The sequence below is a fragment of the Halomicrobium katesii DSM 19301 genome, from assembly GCF_000379085.1.
GTDB lineage: Archaea > Halobacteriota > Halobacteria > Halobacteriales > Haloarculaceae > Halomicrobium > Halomicrobium katesii.
Map to the genome: position 1 here is coordinate 488,803 of NZ_KB905379.1, position 17,056 is coordinate 505,858.

General features: G+C 64.5%; 16 protein-coding genes. 5 read left to right on the plus strand and 11 right to left on the minus strand.

Annotated elements, in window-relative coordinates; translation table 11 throughout:
- Positions 1–17 precede the first annotated feature (17 nt).
- The 5 genes from HALKA_RS0117930 to HALKA_RS0117950 form a co-directional block, all read right to left on the minus strand.
- Entirely contained in the window at positions 18–884 is an 867-nt protein-coding gene (locus tag HALKA_RS0117930; protein WP_018259288.1) for a CBS domain-containing protein, read from the minus strand.
- Positions 885–927: 43 nt separating this feature from the next.
- Positions 928–2,418, minus strand: coding sequence for a DHH family phosphoesterase (locus HALKA_RS0117935; RefSeq protein WP_018259289.1), 1,491 nt, complete (start codon positions 2,416–2,418; stop codon positions 928–930).
- A 35-nt stretch (positions 2,419–2,453) separates the two neighbouring features.
- Positions 2,454–2,882, minus strand: coding sequence for an HTH-type transcriptional regulator LrpA1 (gene lrpA1 / locus HALKA_RS0117940; RefSeq protein WP_018259290.1), 429 nt, complete (start codon positions 2,880–2,882; stop codon positions 2,454–2,456).
- 73 nt (positions 2,883–2,955) lie between these two features.
- Complete coding sequence (locus tag HALKA_RS0117945) at positions 2,956–3,894, minus strand: thiamine pyrophosphate-dependent enzyme (protein WP_018259291.1); 939 nt, start codon at positions 3,892–3,894, stop codon at positions 2,956–2,958.
- Positions 3,895–3,897: 3 nt separating this feature from the next.
- Entirely contained in the window at positions 3,898–5,799 is a 1,902-nt protein-coding gene (locus HALKA_RS0117950; RefSeq protein ID WP_026190411.1) for a 2-oxoacid:acceptor oxidoreductase subunit alpha, read from the minus strand.
- Positions 5,800–6,032: 233 nt separating this feature from the next.
- On the opposite strand from HALKA_RS0117950, the gene HALKA_RS0117955 reads away from it, so the two are divergent.
- A complete protein-coding gene (locus tag HALKA_RS0117955; protein WP_018259293.1) occupies positions 6,033–6,752 on the plus strand; it encodes a DICT sensory domain-containing protein in 720 nt (239 codons plus the stop codon).
- A 46-nt stretch (positions 6,753–6,798) separates the two neighbouring features.
- Here the strand turns inward: HALKA_RS0117955 and HALKA_RS0117960 are convergent, their stop codons facing one another.
- The 6 genes from HALKA_RS0117960 to HALKA_RS0117985 all read right to left on the minus strand — a co-directional run bounded on the left by HALKA_RS0117960 (position 6,799) and on the right by HALKA_RS0117985 (position 10,665).
- Positions 6,799–7,953 carry an acyl-CoA dehydrogenase family protein gene (locus HALKA_RS0117960; protein ID WP_018259294.1) on the minus strand — a complete coding sequence of 385 codons (1,155 nt, stop codon included), beginning with the start codon at positions 7,951–7,953 and terminating at the stop codon, positions 6,799–6,801.
- Positions 7,954–8,022: 69 nt separating this feature from the next.
- Positions 8,023–8,625, minus strand: a complete 603-nt coding sequence (locus HALKA_RS0117965) for a chemotaxis protein CheC (protein ID WP_018259295.1) — start codon at positions 8,623–8,625, stop codon at positions 8,023–8,025.
- A gap of 134 nt (positions 8,626–8,759) precedes the next feature.
- Positions 8,760–9,425 (minus strand): O-methyltransferase, encoded by a 666-nt coding sequence (locus HALKA_RS0117970; RefSeq protein WP_018259296.1) that lies wholly within the window; start codon positions 9,423–9,425, stop codon positions 8,760–8,762.
- On the minus strand, positions 9,398–9,661 hold the full coding sequence (locus HALKA_RS21720) for a hypothetical protein (RefSeq protein WP_018259297.1): 264 nt from the start codon (positions 9,659–9,661) through the stop codon (positions 9,398–9,400). Before HALKA_RS21720 ends, HALKA_RS0117970 begins: the two co-directional genes overlap by 28 nt.
- A gap of 47 nt (positions 9,662–9,708) precedes the next feature.
- Positions 9,709–10,299, minus strand: a complete 591-nt coding sequence (locus HALKA_RS0117980; protein ID WP_018259298.1) for a thioredoxin family protein — start codon at positions 10,297–10,299, stop codon at positions 9,709–9,711.
- A 45-nt stretch (positions 10,300–10,344) separates the two neighbouring features.
- Complete coding sequence (locus HALKA_RS0117985) at positions 10,345–10,665, minus strand: hypothetical protein (RefSeq protein ID WP_018259299.1); 321 nt, start codon at positions 10,663–10,665, stop codon at positions 10,345–10,347.
- 98 nt (positions 10,666–10,763) lie between these two features.
- On the opposite strand from HALKA_RS0117985, the gene HALKA_RS0117990 reads away from it, so the two are divergent.
- The 4 genes from HALKA_RS0117990 (at position 10,764) to HALKA_RS0118005 (ending at position 17,041) form a co-directional block, all read left to right on the plus strand.
- Positions 10,764–11,258 (plus strand): Lrp/AsnC family transcriptional regulator, encoded by a 495-nt coding sequence (locus HALKA_RS0117990; RefSeq protein ID WP_018259300.1) that lies wholly within the window; start codon positions 10,764–10,766, stop codon positions 11,256–11,258.
- The gene (locus HALKA_RS0117995) at positions 11,255–12,406 is read left to right on the plus strand and encodes a pyridoxal phosphate-dependent aminotransferase (RefSeq protein WP_018259301.1); all 1,152 of its coding nucleotides are present in this window, start codon (positions 11,255–11,257) and stop codon (positions 12,404–12,406) included. Before HALKA_RS0117990 ends, HALKA_RS0117995 begins: the two co-directional genes overlap by 4 nt.
- Positions 12,407–12,515: 109 nt before the next feature.
- Positions 12,516–15,005 carry a type II/IV secretion system ATPase subunit gene (locus tag HALKA_RS0118000; RefSeq protein WP_018259302.1) on the plus strand — a complete coding sequence of 830 codons (2,490 nt, stop codon included), beginning with the start codon at positions 12,516–12,518 and terminating at the stop codon, positions 15,003–15,005.
- Complete coding sequence (locus tag HALKA_RS0118005) at positions 15,002–17,041, plus strand: type II secretion system F family protein (protein WP_018259303.1); 2,040 nt, start codon at positions 15,002–15,004, stop codon at positions 17,039–17,041. The genes HALKA_RS0118000 and HALKA_RS0118005 overlap by 4 nt, the downstream gene beginning before the upstream one ends.
- Positions 17,042–17,056 lie beyond the last annotated feature (15 nt).

Genomic DNA, 17,056 nt, shown 5'->3' on the forward strand with positions numbered 1-17,056 from the left:
GTACGCGTCGAGGGACCCTACTCGTCTTCGCCCTGGAGGCGTTCGGTCGTCTCGACCAGCGGGTGGCGCGCGTAGTCGACCACTTCGATGTCGTTGATCGAAGTGAGGTCCGCGTCGTCGGCGGTGCGTGCCATCCCGAGGTCGACGGGGTCGTCCAGCACGATCACGTAGGCGTCCATCGTCTCGATGTCCAGCTGCTCGGCCGCTTTCACGCGGTGGTGCCCGTCGGCCAGCAACAGCTCGCGGGTCTGCTCCGGGCTCTCGCCGCCGGCGAACTCGGTGACGGTCGCCTGATCGGGCGGCTGGAGCCCCCCGTTGTCGATGACCACGAGCGGCTCGGCGAGTCCGCGTTTGAGTTCGTAGGTCCGCCCCTCCAGTTCGTCCGCGTAGACGGTCCCCTGTGTCGGCACCAGCTCGTCGATGGCGACCTCGCGCCGTTCGTCCCGCGCGGACACGTCGTGGATCGACTCCAGGGTCCGGGTGAGCTTGTCGACCTTGTTCGGCGTCGCGCGCTCGATGTGCGAACGGATCACGTCCGCGTTCGAGATGATGCCGACGAGATGGCCCGCGTCGTCGACGACCGGGAGTTTCTGGATGCCAGACCGGAGAATGACCCGCCCCGCGTCCTGAACGCCCATCTCCGGGTGGGCGACGAGGATGTCGTCGCTCATCACGCGAAACATCGGCTCGTGGTCCTCGGCCAGCAACAGGTCCCGGGCACTGACGAAGCCCTCGACACGACGCCCCTCACACACCGGAAAGCCGCTGTACTCGTCGCTTTCGGCGATTCGATAGGCTACCGCTTCGACCGTGTCGTCGGGCGACACCGTGGACACGTCGCTGGTCATGTACTCTCGAACGCGTGGTTCGCCGTCCGCTTCCATGTGTTCGTGAACGAGACCACGAGAGAAAAACCCCGGCGGTCCGTCACTCCTCGCCGTCCTCGACGTCGAGATACTCGTCGGTCGCCCCGTAGCGCGACGCGGTGTACACCGGGCTCAGGAGGTGGTTGGGGCGGGCCTGAACGGCGTCGAGGAACCGGTCGTCGACGACGGCGCGAACGACCTCGTGGAGCGACTCGTCCCGATCCTCGATGGATTCGAGGACGCCCAGCGTGATCTGGGCACCGGCCATGTCGGCGTGGCCCCCCGCACTGCCGATCTGGCCGAACGCCTCGCGGAGCACTTCGCCGAGGTCGATCTCGGTCCCGCGAGCCCGCGCCGACGCGTAGATCGTTCCGTCCTTGACGCCGTAGACCAGCGTCGAGTTGATCCCCTGGAGGTCGAGCAGTCGATCGGCGGCCTGTGCGAGCGCGTCGCGGTCCGAGAGCTCTCCCACGCAGCTCAGCAGCACCGATCCCTCCCGCTGGCGGTTCGCGATCGCGTGTCCGATCGTATCGAGCGTGTCGGCGCTCATGCTCGGGTCCTCGATGCGCTGGAGGATGTCGAGGTCGGCGTGTGGCAGCAAGTAGGCCGCGGCCTCGAAGTCGTCGACCGACACCTCGCGTCGAAACTCGCGCGTGTCGACGCTGATGCCAAAGAGGAGTCCCGTCGCGATCGCCTCTTCGACGAGCGAGTCGAACCGGCGGAGATAGTCGGCAAGCAGCGTACTGGTCGCACCTACGTCGCTCCGGAGATCGACGAACCGCGCCTCGACGGGCGCGCGCGGCGGGTGGTGATCGACGACGATGTCGATGGGCGTCTCGGGCGGGAGCTGATCGTTGACGCCGGGACGAGAGTGATCGACCAGCGCGAAGCCGTCGTACGCGTCGAGATCCGCGTCGGCGTCGAGGTTCTGGAGGTCGAACTCCAGTAGGTTCACGAACGCCCTGTTCTCCTGGTGGGTGATCTCGCCGTAGTAACACAGCTCCGTCTCACAGCCGACGGCCTGTGCCAGCCGCGACAGCGCGACCCCGCTCGCGATGGCGTCGGGATCCGGGTTGTCGTGCATGACGACCGCCAGCGTTCCGTCCACGTCGCGTAACACGCGCTGGAGCTGTCGGGTCCGCAGACCGGCCTCGCCGACGCGTTCCATGAGGTGGTCGGTGACCGCCGCGCCGGGATCGACGACCCGGTCGGCGACGTGTTCGAGCGCGTCGTCGACCGCCGGATCGGTCTCCAGCCCGCTGTAGGCGACGAGCATCGCAGAGGGAAAGACAGATCGCACCGCCTGCGCGACGGCCACGTTGCGCTTGGCGTCGCCGACAGCGACGAACACCGTCTCCGGCGTCCAGCCCAGCGACGACAGTACCGAGCGGTCGGCCGGATCCGCCAACTGCACCGTGATCGCGTCCGTACGGAGCGTGTCGACCCGGTGTTCGTCCTCGGTGAGGACCGTCACCTCGCCACGGCCGGCTGCGAGTTCGTCGAGCAGTGACCGGACGAGCGGCCCCGCCCCCAACACCAGGCGAGAAGTCATACGCGAGAGTGAGCGATGGAGCGTCTAAAAACCACTTACTTGAGCCGCTCCTGGAGAAACGAGGGATGTGCCGCCGTGACTCCCTCCGTCGAGAGGATCTCGTCTTCGATGATCTCGCCGACTTCGCCGCCGTCGGCGGCCCGCACTTCCGCCATGAGCATGTGGTCGCCACTGGACGTGTACAGCGACTCGACGGCGTCGATCGAGGAGAGTCCTCGGGTCACCTCGACGTAACAGTCGCTCGCGACGTCCATCCCGACCAGTGCGATCGACTGGCTCGATAGCTTCTTCGGGTTCACGTCGGCCGAGTAGCCGACGATGACGCCTTCCTCTTCGAGTTTGTTGATGTACTTGCGAACGGTCGGTTTCGAAACGTCCGCCCGTTCGGCGATCTCCGCGTACGATGCCTGTGCATCGTCCTCTAAGACAGAGAGAATGCGGCGCTCCGTAGAATCGACGCTCATAGACGTTTCTTTGCCACGGACGAAAAAATACCTTCCGAATCCACAAACGAGGATCTAGTCGCGTCGAGCGGCGTTACTTGTGGTGTTCGAGCAGGGAGTCGGCAGTGCGCTCCCACTCGTAGTCCTCGTCGAAGTACCGCTCTGCGAGCGGTTCTTCGGGCATCTCACCGGTGGCCTGCTTCTCCTCCTGGTAGGAGGGGCTCTCGTCGTCGACGTAGTAGCGTCCGGTCAGGACTTCGCCCTCGTAGAGTTTGTTCTCCGTCTCGAACATCATCTGCTGGGCTTCCTCGCGGTTCGAGGTGTCGAAGTCGTGGTCGTCGGACTGCTGGATGTCCGTGTACGGGACGTAGTGCTTCGCGTCCTTGTTCCAGGTCGGGCACTGGGTGAGGAAGTCGACGTGTGCGAAGCCGTCGTGTTCGATCGCTTCCGCGATGATCTCCTTTGCCTGGTTGGGGTTGACCGCCGCGGTCCGGGCGACGTACGTCGCGCCGGAGGTCAGCGCGAGGCTGAGCGGACGGATCGGGGACTTCGCCGAGCCCGAGGGCTGGGTCTTTGACTTGTGGCCCTTCGGGGAGGTCGGCGAGGTCTGGCCCTTCGTGAGGCCGAAGATCTCGTTGTTGAACACGATGTAGGTCATGTCGTGGTTCTCGCGGGCGGTGTGCATGAAGTGGTTCCCGCCGATCCCGTAGCCGTCGCCGTCACCGCCGGCCGCGATGACCTCGACGTCGGGGTTCGCGAGCTTTGCCGCACGTGCGACGGGCAGCGAGCGCCCGTGGATGGTGTGGAAGCCGTAGCTGTTGAAGTAGCTGTTGAGCTTGCCAGAACAGCCGATACCGGTAAACAGCGCGACCTCGTCGGGGTTGCGGCCGACCTCCGGCATGGCCTGCTTGAGCGCCTTCAGGACGCCGAAGTCGCCACAGCCGGGACACCACGTCGCCTGTGGTTCGATACCGGGCGTAAACTCGTCGCGGTCAACCTCGCGTTCGTCGCCGATTGCTGAGAATGCACTCATAGCTTAGTCACCTGCCGCTGGGAGGTACTTCATGTTGCTCGCGGCGAGATCCTCGCCGTTGATGCTGGTCTCGAAGCCCTCGACGATCTCCGCCGGTTCGAACGGGTTCCCGTTGTACTTCAGCAGACTGGAGAGTTTCGGACCGAAGCGGCCGATCTCCTTCTGCGTGAGGCCGCGGAACTGTGCGCTGGCGTTCATCTCGACGACGAGCGCCTCGTCGACGGATTCGAGCCACGCCGAGACCTCTTCGACGGGGTAGGGTGCCATATCGGAGACGCCGAGTGCCTTCACCGAGTGGCCGTCGTCGTTGAGACGGTCGACGGCCTCGAAGACGGTGTCCTGGTGGCTGCCCCACACGAGGATGCCGTAGTCGGCGTCCTCCGGACCGTGGTAGGTCTGGTGGGACGTGTGCTCGTCTAAGTCAGCACGGATGTCGTCGAGCTTGTCCAGCCGACGGTTCATCTGTGCGATCCGGTTGTCGGGGTCCTCGCTGATGTGACCCGACGGGTTGTGTTCGTTGCCGGTCGCGAGGTAGCGGCCGTCCTTCTGGCCGGGCACCGAGCGCGGGCTCACGTTGGAGCCGTCCTCCGGTTCGTGCTGGAAGCGCTGGAACTTGCCCGAAGCGTGGTGGGCCGCGTCGGCGATCTCCTCTTCGGTGAGCACCGAGCCGGGGTCGGCGTTTGGCTCGCGGTCGAAGAAGCTCTCGTCGACGTTGCGAAGCTCGCCCTGGAGCTTCTGGTCGTAGATCACGATCGACGGGATCTGGTACTCGTAGGCGATCCGGAAGGCCGCTCGCGTCTGGTCGTAGCACTCCCGGATGTTGGCGGGTGCGAAGACGACGCGAGCCGAGTCGCCCTGACTCGTGTACAGGACGTGTTCGAGGTCGGCCTGCTCGGGCTTGGTCGGCATCCCGGTCGAGGGACCGGCACGCATCGCCTCGACGAGCACGACCGGCGTCTCGGTCATCTCGGCGAGGCCCAGCGGCTCGCTCATGAGCGCGAATCCGCCGCCGGAAGAGCCGGACATCGACTTGACGCCAGCGTGGCTGGCACCGAGCGCCAGCGCCGCCGCGGCGATCTCGTCTTCGACCTGCTCGGAGATCCCGCCGAACTTCGGCAGGTGCTGGGACATGATCGTGAACACGTCGGTCCACGGCGTCATGGGGTAGCCAGCGATGAAGCGACAGCCCTCGTCGAGGGCACCGTAGGCGATGGCGTTCGAGCCGGAGAGCAGCACCTGCTCGTCGTCGTGGTCCTCCGCTTCCGGCATCGTGAGGTCGTGGGTGTGTTCGAGTTCCTCGGCTCGCTCGTAGGCGTCTTCGAGCACCGCGAGGTTGTCTTCGAGGATGTCGCCCGACATGTTCTCTCGCATGAGCGCCTCGAAGAAGGCCGGGTCCGTATCCAGCAGCGCCGCCGTGACGGCGACGCCAGCGGTGTTGCGCATGACCTCGCGACCGTGTTCGCGGGCCATCTCGCGGAGGTTCATCGGGTAGACGTGCCAGTCGTTCTCCTCGGCGCGCGCTTCGAGGTTCAGCTCGGCGATGGCGTCCTCGTCGAGGAGTCCCTCGTCGTAGACGACGACGCCGCCCTCTCGGAGATCGTGGAGGTTCTCCGAGAGCGGCTTGACTTCCTCGTCGCCGTAGTAGGCTTCGTCCTGTGGGTTCCGTGCGAAGGAGTCACCGAGGGCGAGGAGGAAGTTGTAGCCGTCACCGCGCGAGCGTACGTCTTCGTCGCCCGCGCGCACCTCTACGAACGTGTGGCCGCCTCGGATGCGCGAGGGATAGTGACGATGTGTGAAAACGTCAAGTCCCGAGCGCATCAGGGCCTTTGCGAAGTTTTGGCTCGTCGAGTCGATCCCGTCACCGGAACCGCCAGCGATTCGCCAGATTAGTTCATTATCTGTCATTTGAGATCATCGGCCCCAGTTGGGAAGCCGTGTATCCACCGTTGGAGGGCCGTGACTAAAGATTTTCCACTACGTCGCACCCCATTAATCATGAACGTCGCGCAGATACCACTCAGATGGCCGTTTTCGACATGTCAAGTGGTCGGCTAGCACACGGAATACCATGAACAACGGGCAGACGGAGACGAGGCACAACCCCTAAGCCGACCCGGACCGTTGCTACCGTAGACGCGATGTCGCTTTCGGAACTCATCGCCGGGGTCGAAGACCACGAGAAACGACTCATCGTGTTCAACGCCGGAGATGACGCGATTGCCGACCTTCAGCGGCAGTTTTCCGACCGAAACGTCGCCGTCACGACCGAGGAGACGGTCAGTGGACGGCCGGGAGAGTTCGTCACTCTGAGTGACGAGGACGGGGTGATCGCGGCGGCCAGCCTCGAACAGTTCACCGATCGACTCGCTCGAAACGACCGGCCCATCGGCGTCGAACAGAGCCCGTATCGTCCGATCCTCGACGAACTCGACGAGACGATGTTCACGTCCTGGAGCATCGGACAGATGATGGCCGCGACCAGAGAGATCGAAGACCGGGCGTTCCGCGTCGGTCGCGGCTCGCTCCACGCCGGTTTCCAGACGGTGTCGACGCTGGCGGGGGAACTCGACAGGTACGAGAAGTTGGGCGACGGCGCGATAGACGTACACGCCTACGCCGCGCCCGACGAGGAGCGCCCAGAGACCGACAACTTCACGCTCCACATCGAGCGTGCGACCGAGATCGAGGAGTCGTGGTTCGTCGTCTTCGACGGCGGCGGCGACGACGGTCAGAAGTGCGCGTTGCTGGCCGAAGAACGGGCCCCGAGAGAGTTCTACGGCTTCTGGACGTACGACGCGGACACCGTCGACTGGATCCTCGAACACCTGTGCTCGACGTACGGCTACGTCGAGCAGTGAGCGGACGGCCGGAAAACGAAAAACTGGGGCTCGGAACCGCGACGCGTTACTGGGGCGTCTGACTGTAGATGAGATTGCGCTGGATGTCGTTCGCGCCCTCGTAGATGACCGGGATGCGCACGTCGCGGTAGACCCGAGAGATCCGGTTCTCGGTCAGGACCGAACGGCCGCCGTGGAGCTGCATCCCCTTCTCGGCACACTGGGTCGACACTTCGGTCGCCTTCGTCTTGGCCATGGCCGCCCAGAATCCCGCGTCCTCCTGGTTGGCCACCTTGTCGGCCGCGCGCCACGTGAGCGCACGGGCGGACTCGAACTCCATGCGCATGTCCGCGAGCTTGTGCTGGACCGCCTGGAACTCGTCGACGGACTTGCCGAAGGCTTCGCGGTCGTGGACGAACTCCCACGCCTCCTCGATGGCGGCCGCGGCCAGTCCGAGGCCGTGGCCGGCGACGATCACGCGGCCGTGGTTGAAGAACTCCGCGAGCATGTAGAAGCCAGCGCCCTCGTGGCCGATGACGTTCTCCTCGGGAACCCGGCAGTCGTCGAAGACGATGTGGGCCTGTTTGGACGCACGAAAGCCCATCTTCTCCGGGATGTGCTCGGCGTCGTAGCCGTCGGTGTCGGTCGGGACGATGAACAGCGAGTAGTTGTCGTAGCGGTTGTTGGGGTCGTCGCCGGTCTTGGCGTAGACCGTGACCCAGTCGGCTTCGACGCCGTTGCCGATCCAGTACTTCTCACCGTTGAGGACGTACTCGTCGCCGTCTTTCTCCGCCGTCGTCTGCATCCCCGCCATGTCGCTCCCGGTCTCGGGCTCCGAGACGGCCAGTCCGGTGAGCTGTTCGTTCTCCGCGACCGGACGGAGGTACTCCTCTTTCTGTTCCTCGTCGCCGTGGTCTTCGAGCATCTCCGCGCCGAAGCTCGCGAGCTGTAGGGTCAGGGCGATGCCGGCGTCGGCCTTGTAGAACTCCTCGGCCATCGCGAGGACCTGCTGGAGGGAGAGCCCGCGCCCGCCGTACTCCTCGCCGATGTCCTGTGCGACCAGCCCGGCCTCCATCCCCTTCTCCAGGATGTCGACCGGGTACTCGCCGCGCTCGTAGTACTCCTGGGCGTTCGGTTCGATGTGTTCCGCTGCGAACTCACGGGCTTCCTGTTTGATGTCCCGTGCTCCTTCGGGAACGACTGTCTCTTCTAGGAGATCCATGTACAGTGTCACGGGCCGCGTTCACAAATAGCTCGTGGAACACCGGCAAACGATAGTGAGGTTTACGGCCTATACTTCGATCTCCTGCATCAGTTCGACCAGTTCGTCGAGTTCGGGGAAGGTGTACACCTTGACGTTGATGTCTGACTCCAGCGCGTGAACGCGAGAGTCGAACATCAGCGCCATGTCCGTCTCGCGGTCGCCGACGAGCTCGTCGACCATCCCGCTGCCGGGGCCGAAGGTGAAGTTCGGCGTCGAGATGTCGATGGTCGTCTCCAGGACGTTCGCCCAGCCGTCGATGAAGCCGCTGGTCATGATGTTGCCGATCTCCTGGATCGCGGACCGCTCCATGTCGGTGAAGCCGTCGGTGGCGTCGCTGGTCTCGCCCATGTCGCCGATCATCCCGCTGGCCAGCTTCTTCGCGTTCTCGGCGTTGAACAGGAAGAGGATGTAGCCGTGTGGGGGTTCGAGCATCCGGATCGAGATCCCGATCTGGCGTTCGTCGCCGATGTGGGTCTTGATGTCGGGGATGTCGATGAAGTTGATCTTGGTGATCTCCATCTCCGTCTCCATCCCGGTCATCTGGCTCAGGTGGTTCGCGACGGTGTTGCCCCCCTCCTTCGCCATCTTGTTGAACAGCCCCAGCTTCCGGATATCGATCATCAGGCTCATGAGTAGTCGATCGTTGGACAGGGGTTACCCGGCCTCACACATAAGCTATGCACCCTCATTTTCGGAGACGAGAATTGGGGAACGAATCCGAGGCCGAGCGGGGACGAACCACGGCGCGTCCGACGGCCGTCCGATCAGACCCGGACCGAGACGGCCATCCCCTCACCGAGCGGGAGCAGACTCGTCTCGAAGTCGGGATCGTCACGCACCGTCGTCAGGTAGTCGGCGATCCCGTGGCTCGACGCGGTCGCGTCGACGGCGTCGCCCGCCAGGAGCGCGCGCACGTCCTCGAAGTCGATCGGCCCCGCTTCGATGGCGTTGTCGGCGGCGACGATCCCGCCGGGCGCGACCTTCTCTCGAACGGCCTCGAAGGCCTCGGCGTAGCGGTCCTTCTCGTTGTCGATCAACACGAGGTCGAAGGGGCCGTCGTACGCGTCGACGGTCTCGATGGCGTCGCCGTGTTCGAAGCGTGCGCGGTCCTCGAACCCGCCCGCCGCGAGGTTCTCGCGCGCGTCGTCCAGTTCGTCGGCGTCGATCTCGGTCAGGACGACCTCGCCGTCCGCCGGGATCGCCGACGCGACCCAGTACGCCGAGTAGCCGTAGCCAGAGCCGAACTCGAAGACGCGCTCGGCGTCGACGGCCCGAGCGAGCAGGCGGAGCCACCCCCCGACTGCCGGGCCGACGGTGGGAAAGCCCTCGCGATCGGCGCGCTCGTCCATCCGTTCGATGACGCCGTCGCGGTCGGGTGCCAGCGTTCGCGCGAACTCCTCGGTCACGTCGGGCAGCGGATCTTCGGACATGGAGCGACGTTCGACACCGACCGTGAAAAACGCCCGCTACCGGTTCCGGCTGACCACGAAGCGGACGTAGTCCGGGGGACGAAACCGTTGAGACCGACCAGCGCGTCGCCGCCCATATCTGCCAGCGCGTGTTCCCGGACCGTCGCTCGGTCCGCGAAGCCGGGCGTGCCGGGCAGTGCCGGCAGGTGGACCATCCCGACGAGCGGTCGGATCGCTCCGAGTGCAGTTTCGGTCATGCCGGTCGTTCGGCCGACCGGGAGAAAAGGGCGCTGGACGACCCGTGCTACGCGTCCCAGTAGTCGGGTTCGTTGCCCGGCTTCCACTTGATCGAACAGCCGCGCGACGGCTTCGCTTCGGCCGTGATCTCCTCGCCGGCCAGCAGCGTCTCGATGTGGGCCTTCATCTCGCGCTCGGTGGGGTCGTCGTCGGGGTCGGTCGCGTCGTCGAGGCGACCGTGGTAGGCCAGCCGGAAGGTCCCACCGTCGTCGACGAAGAGGAACGGATCGGGCGTACAGCGAGCGCCGTAGGCCGCCGCCGTCCCCTGAGACTCGTCGAAGAGATACGCGTCGTAGTCGACGGTCCCGTCGTCGACGAGTTCCCGCATCTTCTCGAAGGAGTCGTCGGGGTACTCCTCGGGATCGTTCGCGTTGATCCCGACGACGGCGACCCCGTCGTACGCCGCCGCGAGGCGGTTCAGCTCGTCGAACTTCGCCTGTGCGTACGGGCAGTGGTTGCAGGTGAAGACGACGAGCAGCGCCTCGCGGTCGGCGAACGCGTCGAGGGTGTAGCTCTCGCCGTCCGTCCCTGGCAGTTCGAAGGCCGGTGCCTCGTCGCCACGCTGGAGGACGTCGTCCTCCGAATCGAGTGCGACCATCTCACCGACAGTTGGTCGGGACCGCCCAAGAAACCTCGCCAGTCGTTACGGGTCCGTCGACGCCGCCGCTCGGATGACGTTGCCGAACGACCGGGCCGCCGCGAAGGCGTCGCTGTCGTCGGCGACCGAGTACAGCGGCTCTTCGCCGTCGCGCTCGCGCTTCTCCAGCAGGCCGAGCTCCGTGATCGCGTCCAGCGTTCCGTTGAGATACAGCGACTTGAGCGGCACGTCCGCCCGGTCGCTCAGTTCTGTCTTCGTGAACGACGCCTCGGAGTCGAGTTCGAGGAGCGTGTCTATCAGTGCCGCAGCGTCGTCGTGCTCCGCGACGACGTGCCACGCGGTGTCGTCGCTGTCGGGGCCGTCCATATCCGGTCGTCGGTCTGGAATAAGATAAACGTGTCCGAGCGTGCGTCGACCCACCACGGTGTAGCAACGCTTTAGTCGGCCCCAGCGCGGGTATACGTATGAGCAATCGGAAGGACGTGCTGGCGGTCCTGCGCGAGAACGCCCGCCAGTCGAACGCGGACATCGCCCGCCAGACCGGCCTGACCGAGCCAGAGGTCGAGCGTATCGTCGACGAACTCGAATCCGAGGGCGTCGTCAAGGGGTACACGGCGATCGTCGACTGGGAGGCCGTCGAGGAGGGCGACGAGCCCGTGCGTGCGACCGTCGAACTGAACGTCACACTGGATCGCGAGACCAACTACATCGACATCGCCGATCGGATCGCCAAGTTCCCGCAGGTGAAGTCGCTGCGCCTGATCAGCGGGGACTACGACTTCGACATGGAGGTGGAAGGCGACTCGATGAGCGAGGTGTCACACTTCGTCAGCGACAAGATCGCGCCGATCCCGGAGATCACCCAGACCGTGACACACTATATCATGGAGTCGTACAAGGAACAGGGCATCGAGTTCGGCGACGGCAACGACGACGATCGACTCTCGATCTCGCCATGACGTTCGAGCCAGCCGACCGCGTCGATCAAGTCCCCCCCTCCGGAATCCGGCGGTTCTTCGAGCTGGCCGAAGAGATGGACGACATCATTTCGCTCGGCGTCGGCGAGCCGGACTTCTCGACGCCGTGGAGCGCGCGCGAGGCGGCGATCGCCTCGCTCGAACAGGGCAAGACCTCCTACACCGCCAACCGCGGCAAGCGCGAGCTGCGCGAGCGAATCGCCGACGACGTGGCCGAGCGGTACGGCCTCGACTACGATCCCGACGAGGAGATCCTCGTGACGACCGGGGCCAGCGAGGGCGTCGACCTGGCCTTTCGCGCACTGCTGAACCCCGGCGATCAGGTCGCCGTGTCCCAGCCCTGCTACGTCTCCTACAAACCGGGGGTCACCTTCGCCGGAGCCGACGTGATCGACGTGCCCACGCGCGTCGCGGACGACTTCAAGCTCACCCGGGAGGTCCTGGAAGACAGCGGCGCGGCCGAGGCGGACGCGCTGATCTTCTGTTACCCGAACAACCCGACCGGGGCGACGATGACAGAGGCGGAGCTGCGCCCGGTCGCCGAGTTCGCCCGAGAGCACGACCTGCTCGTCTTCGCCGACGAGATCTACTCGGAGCTGTCCTACGAGCACGATCACACGTCGATCGCCACCCTCCCGGGGATGCGCGAGCGGACCGTCGTCTTCAACGGCTTCTCGAAGGCGTACGCGATGACCGGCCTGCGCCTCGGCTACGCGCTGGCCCCGCCCGAGGCGATCACGGCGATGAATCGGATCCACCAGTACACGATGCTGTCGGCCCCGACGACGCCTCAGTACGCGGCGATCGAGGCGCTGGACAACTGCGAGAGCGAACTCCGGGAGATGCGCGAGCAGTACGACCGCCGTCGACAGCTCGTCCTCTCGCGGTTCGACGAGATGGGTCTGGACTGCTTTACCGCCAAGGGCGCGTTCTACGCGTTCCCGGAGTGTCCCTGGGACGACGTCGACGCGTTCGCCGAGGCGTTGCTCGAAGCCAAACGGGTCGCCGTCGTGCCGGGCTCTGCCTTCGGCGTGGGCGGGGACGGCCACCTCCGCGTGTCGTACGCGACCGGGATGTCGGACCTGAAGACGGCGATGGACCGAATCGAGTCGTTCCTCGCCGACCAGTAGCGCTCCCGCGATCGAGCCACCGGCATCGCGGTGGCGACGGCGGGCCGAGTATCAGCGACCACCATCGATGGCGTAAAGCTTTTTCACCGGTAGGGGCAGAGGAAACACAATGGCAATTGATGACACGGGGGAGAGCCGGTCCGAGGTCACTCGGGGAGAGGTGACCGAGGAGCCGCCGGCCATCGTCGGTGAGTACACCTGGGAAGATCTTCGGCGGGACCACCACAGCGGGGGTCGGTTCGATCGAAGCCAGTATCTGGGCTTCGACCCGAACGACATCGAATCGGTACTGACCGATGCCGCGAGCAACGCCAAGACGCTGAAACAGCCCTTCGACGCCTACGTCGATCCGGCGGCGACGCCGGTCGCGAAAGGGGTCTACACGTGGGAACACTTCAAGCAAGAGTACTACTACGAGGAAGACAGTACGCCGCCGACGGACGGCGAGAAGATCCCGTTCGACCCCGCCGAGTATCTCGGCTTCGAGCCCGAGGAAGTCGGGAGCGAACTGTCGGCGGCCGACGGGGCCGCAGAGCTACTCGACAACCTCGTCGAGCAGCGAACCGTCGACGTCAATCCGGAACTGGACGAAGACGCCTTCTTCTCGACACAGGACGGTCACACGACTGTCGTCAACCGCTACGATCTGGAGAAGGCCGTCCCGCTGAAGAAAAAGACGCACTTCACGGAGATCGAGCGCTACTGGGTCAACAAACCCTACGGCTGCGTGATCATCTTCCACTCTCGGAAGGAAAACGAGAAGAAGTACTACGTCATCGAGCCCTACCACAACGAGATCGAGGACGATCTCAAGGGGTTCCTCTCGAACAAGCTGAAGACCGCGATCAAGTACTCCGAGGACGACGTGATCGTACAGGGGTCAGAGGCCGACCGGGCCGACGTGATCCAGCGAGAGGCCGAGCAGCTGCTGGACCGCTACGATCTGTACAGCGGCCCCGTGGGCAGCGCCAAACGGGGAGTGCTCGATCAGTTCAAGGAGTTTCTGGACATGGAGGTCGAAGACCAGGCAGTCGGGACCGGCCAGCTCGACGGCATCAGTGCCCGGCCCGAGCCGGCCGTCCTCGAAGACGACCCCGAGCAACTCTCCGAGTACCAGGTCGAGAAGCTGCTGTACGTCCTCAAGCGGGACTTCATCGGCTACCAGAAGATCGACCCGGTGAAACACGACATCAACGTCGAGGACATCTCCTGTGACGGCTACGACTCGCGCGTGTTCGTCTACCACACCGACTACGAACAGATCATCTCGAACGTCGAGCACGGTCGAGAGAGCCTCGACGACTTCGTCGTCAAGCTCGCCCAGCGCTCGGGCAAGGGCATCTCGAAGCGCCAGCCACAGGTCGACGCGACCCTGCCGGACGGCTCGCGCGCGCAACTGACGCTCGGCCGGGAAGTGTCGGACCACGGGACGAACTACACGATCCGGCAGTTCAAGGACGTTCCCTTCACGCCAATCGACCTCATCAACTGGAACACCTTCTCGCTCGACGAGATGGCGTTTCTCTGGCTCTGTATCGAGAACAACAAGAGCCTCATCTTCGCTGGCGGGACCGCGTCGGGGAAGACGACCAGCCTGAACGCCGTCTCGCTTTTCATCCCGTCGAACTCGAAGATCGTCTCCATCGAGGACACCCGCGAGGTCGAACTGCCCCAGCGCAACTGGGTCGCCAGCGTCACCCGGCCCTCGTTCGGCGACGACGACAAGGGCGACGTCGACGAGTTCGACCTGCTTGAGGCCGCGCTCCGCCAGCGCCCGGACTACATCGTCATGGGCGAGATCCGCGGCGAGGAAGGTCGTGTCCTCTTTCAGGTCATGTCGACGGGCCACACCACCTACACCACCTTCCACGCCGACTCCGTCGGCGAGGTCATCAAGCGGTTCACCACCGATCCGATCAACGTCTCGAAGACGCTGTTTACCGCCCTCGACCTCGTTTCGATCCAGACCCAGACCCGCGTCGACGGCAGCAAGGTCCGCCGAAACAAGACCCTGACCGAGATCAACGAGTACTCCGCCGAGAACGACGAGATCAACGTCCGAGACGTCTACGAGTGGCGCGCCGAGACCGACGAGTACATCCAGATGGGCAACTCAAACACCCTCGAAGAGATCAAGTTCGACCGCGGGTGGACCCAGGAGAAACTCGACGAGGAGCTGTTCAAGCGCAAGGTCGTGCTGGCTCACCTCATCGAGAACGGGCTCAACACCTACACGCAGGTGGCGGCGACGATCCAGGCGTTCATCAACGATCCCGGAACGATCCTCACGCTGATCGCCAACGACGACCTGGAGAGTTCGCTGGAGGACCTCCGAGAGATGGAGTCGGTCAAGATCGACATCGACGAGGCCAAAGAGGAGATGGTCCCCAGACCCGAGGCACCGCCGGAGATGCTCGACGAGACCGGCGACATCCTCGACAACGCCGGCCCGCTGTTCGAGAAGTTCCAGGAGCGTGAGACGCCGGACATCGTCTCGGCGCTGATGAGCGGCGACGAGGACAGCGAGCCGACGGACGACGAGGAGGTGGACTTCGGACAGTTCGTACCCAAAGCCGGCGCGGAGGCCGAAGGCGAATGAGCCTCGACACGCGCGGCCAGCGGCAGCTCTCGGGTGGCGCGCTCGGGGACACGTTCTATCCCCTCTTCCAGTGGCTGTTCAACGAGGACGGCGACTTCGTCAGGAACGTCGAGAAGAAGCTCGCACAGGCCCGGATGGCCGACAACGTCGAGATGTTCCTCGCACGCGCGCTGGCGATCGGCGTCATCTCGGGACTGGCGCTGTGGCTCGTGGGCACGCTGATCGGCTACCTCGGCGTCACCTTCCTGCTGGGCGGCACTGGGGCCGAGGCACCGACGTTCATCGGGATTCCACTGCCAGAGGGGGTCTCGGCCGTGCTCGACGTGATCAAGATCCCGGCGCTGATTCTGGTCACCGGGCTGGTGTTCGGTGTCATCGGCTTCGGCATCGGCTTCGGATCGCTGGTCTCGATCCCGTACTTCCGGGCCAACGCACGCGAGCGAGAGGTGAACGTCCTGCTGTCGGACTCGATCTCGTTCATGTACGCGCTGTCGGTCGGGGGGCTCAATCAGCTGGAGATCCTCCAGGCGATGGCCAAGGCCGACGACACCTACGGGGAGTGTGCCAAGGAGTTCCAGTCGATCGTGCTGGAGACGGAGTACTTCGACACTGACTACCGGACCGCGATCCGCAATCAGGCACTCGAGACGCCCTCGGACGAGCTCTCGCAGTTCCTGACGGACATGCTCTCGATCATCAACTCCGGCGGGGACATGACCTCCTTCCTCGAAGATCAGAAGGACAAGCACATGCGGACCGCAAAGCAGGAACAGCAGAAGATGCTCGACACCCTCGAACTGTTCGGGGAGATGTACATGACCCTGTCGCTGTTTCCGCTCTTGCTCATCATCATCCTCGTCATCATGTCGATGATGGGCGACGCGCAGAACCGGCTCCTCTATGGCACGGTCTACGGGCTGATCCCGCTGACCGGTGCCGGCTTCCTCGTGCTCGTCTCAACGGTGACCCGAGACGAGGTCGGCGACGGCTACTTGCGGCCCGACGGCAAGGACGACGACTTCGTCGTCGACGACGGGCTGGGCTTTCTGAACCTCGGACTGGTCGAGAACTACACCGGACAGTACACGATCTTCGACCGCATCAAGAGCCGCGAAGGGACCTACGAGTTCATGCAGGTGCTCAAGCGCCCGGACCTGTTCTTCCGCGATCACCCGCTGTTCGTGCTCGGCGTGACGGTCCCCGTGACGATCGTCGCGTTGCTGCTGGTCGTCGTGTTCGATCTCGCACCGATGAGCCTCGACGGGATGATCGCTCGACCGGTGCTCGGGACGTTCTTCTGGGTGTACGTGCCACTGTACATCAACCTGCTCCCGCTGGCGATCTTCTACGAGTGGAACGTCCGCTCGCGCAAGACGATCATCGGCAGTCTCTCGGAGAACCTCAGGAAACTCGCCAGCGCGAACGACACGGGTATGACGCTGCTGGAGTCGGTACAGGTGGTCTCGACGACATCGGGAGGCAAGCTCTCGGAGGAGTTCGAGATCATGCACGCGAAAGTCAACTACGGCACCAGCCTCAAAGACGCCCTCAGGGAGTTCAACAACAAGTACCACGTCCCGCGACTCGCCCGGACGGTCAAGCTCATCAGCGAGGCACAGGAAGCGTCCAGCCAGATCCAGAACGTGCTCTCGACGGCCGCACAGGCCTCGGAGAATCAGGACGACATCGACCGCGAGCGGATCGCCCGGACCCGAATGCAGGTCGTCATCATCCTCATGACGTACCTGACGCTGCTCGGCGTGATGGCACTGCTGAAGACCCAGTTCCTCGACGTGATGGCAGGGCTGTCCGAGAGCGCGGCCAGTGCGGGCGGCAGTGGTGCGACCGGGCAGAGCTTCGGTGGCAACGTCGACACGGACCTGCTCTCGCTGCTGTTCTTCCACGCCGTCACGCTGCAGGCGCTCCTCTCGTCGTTCATCGCGGGGTACATTCGGGACGTGAACATCATCTCGGGGGTGAAGTTCGCGGTGATCCTGCCGACGATCGCGCTCATCACCTGGATCGCGGTGGGATAGTCACCAGTCCTCGCG

What these genes read in the sequence shown, in the direction of transcription:
- HALKA_RS0117965 (WP_018259295.1), bottom strand. Translation starts at nt 8,625, where the DNA reads ATGAGCCTGATGATCGATATCCGGAAGCTGGGGCTGTTCAACAAGATG.
- HALKA_RS0117995 (WP_018259301.1), top strand. Translation starts at nt 11,255, where the DNA reads ATGACGTTCGAGCCAGCCGACCGCGTCGATCAAGTCCCCCCCTCCGGA.
- HALKA_RS0117935 (WP_018259289.1), bottom strand. Translation starts at nt 2,418, where the DNA reads ATGACTTCTCGCCTGGTGTTGGGGGCGGGGCCGCTCGTCCGGTCACTG.
- lrpA1 (WP_018259290.1), bottom strand. Translation starts at nt 2,882, where the DNA reads ATGAGCGTCGATTCTACGGAGCGCCGCATTCTCTCTGTCTTAGAGGAC.
- HALKA_RS0118000 (WP_018259302.1), top strand. Translation starts at nt 12,516, where the DNA reads ATGGCAATTGATGACACGGGGGAGAGCCGGTCCGAGGTCACTCGGGGA.
- HALKA_RS0117930 (WP_018259288.1), bottom strand. Translation starts at nt 884, where the DNA reads ATGGAAGCGGACGGCGAACCACGCGTTCGAGAGTACATGACCAGCGAC.
- HALKA_RS0118005 (WP_018259303.1), top strand. Translation starts at nt 15,002, where the DNA reads ATGAGCCTCGACACGCGCGGCCAGCGGCAGCTCTCGGGTGGCGCGCTC.
- HALKA_RS0117955 (WP_018259293.1), top strand. Translation starts at nt 6,033, where the DNA reads ATGTCGCTTTCGGAACTCATCGCCGGGGTCGAAGACCACGAGAAACGA.
- HALKA_RS0117950 (WP_026190411.1), bottom strand. Translation starts at nt 5,799, where the DNA reads ATGACAGATAATGAACTAATCTGGCGAATCGCTGGCGGTTCCGGTGAC.
- HALKA_RS0117985 (WP_018259299.1), bottom strand. Translation starts at nt 10,665, where the DNA reads ATGGACGGCCCCGACAGCGACGACACCGCGTGGCACGTCGTCGCGGAG.
- HALKA_RS0117980 (WP_018259298.1), bottom strand. Translation starts at nt 10,299, where the DNA reads ATGGTCGCACTCGATTCGGAGGACGACGTCCTCCAGCGTGGCGACGAG.
- HALKA_RS0117970 (WP_018259296.1), bottom strand. Translation starts at nt 9,425, where the DNA reads ATGTCCGAAGATCCGCTGCCCGACGTGACCGAGGAGTTCGCGCGAACG.
- HALKA_RS0117960 (WP_018259294.1), bottom strand. Translation starts at nt 7,953, where the DNA reads ATGGATCTCCTAGAAGAGACAGTCGTTCCCGAAGGAGCACGGGACATC.
- HALKA_RS21720 (WP_018259297.1), bottom strand. Translation starts at nt 9,661, where the DNA reads ATGACCGAAACTGCACTCGGAGCGATCCGACCGCTCGTCGGGATGGTC.
- HALKA_RS0117945 (WP_018259291.1), bottom strand. Translation starts at nt 3,894, where the DNA reads ATGAGTGCATTCTCAGCAATCGGCGACGAACGCGAGGTTGACCGCGAC.
- HALKA_RS0117990 (WP_018259300.1), top strand. Translation starts at nt 10,764, where the DNA reads ATGAGCAATCGGAAGGACGTGCTGGCGGTCCTGCGCGAGAACGCCCGC.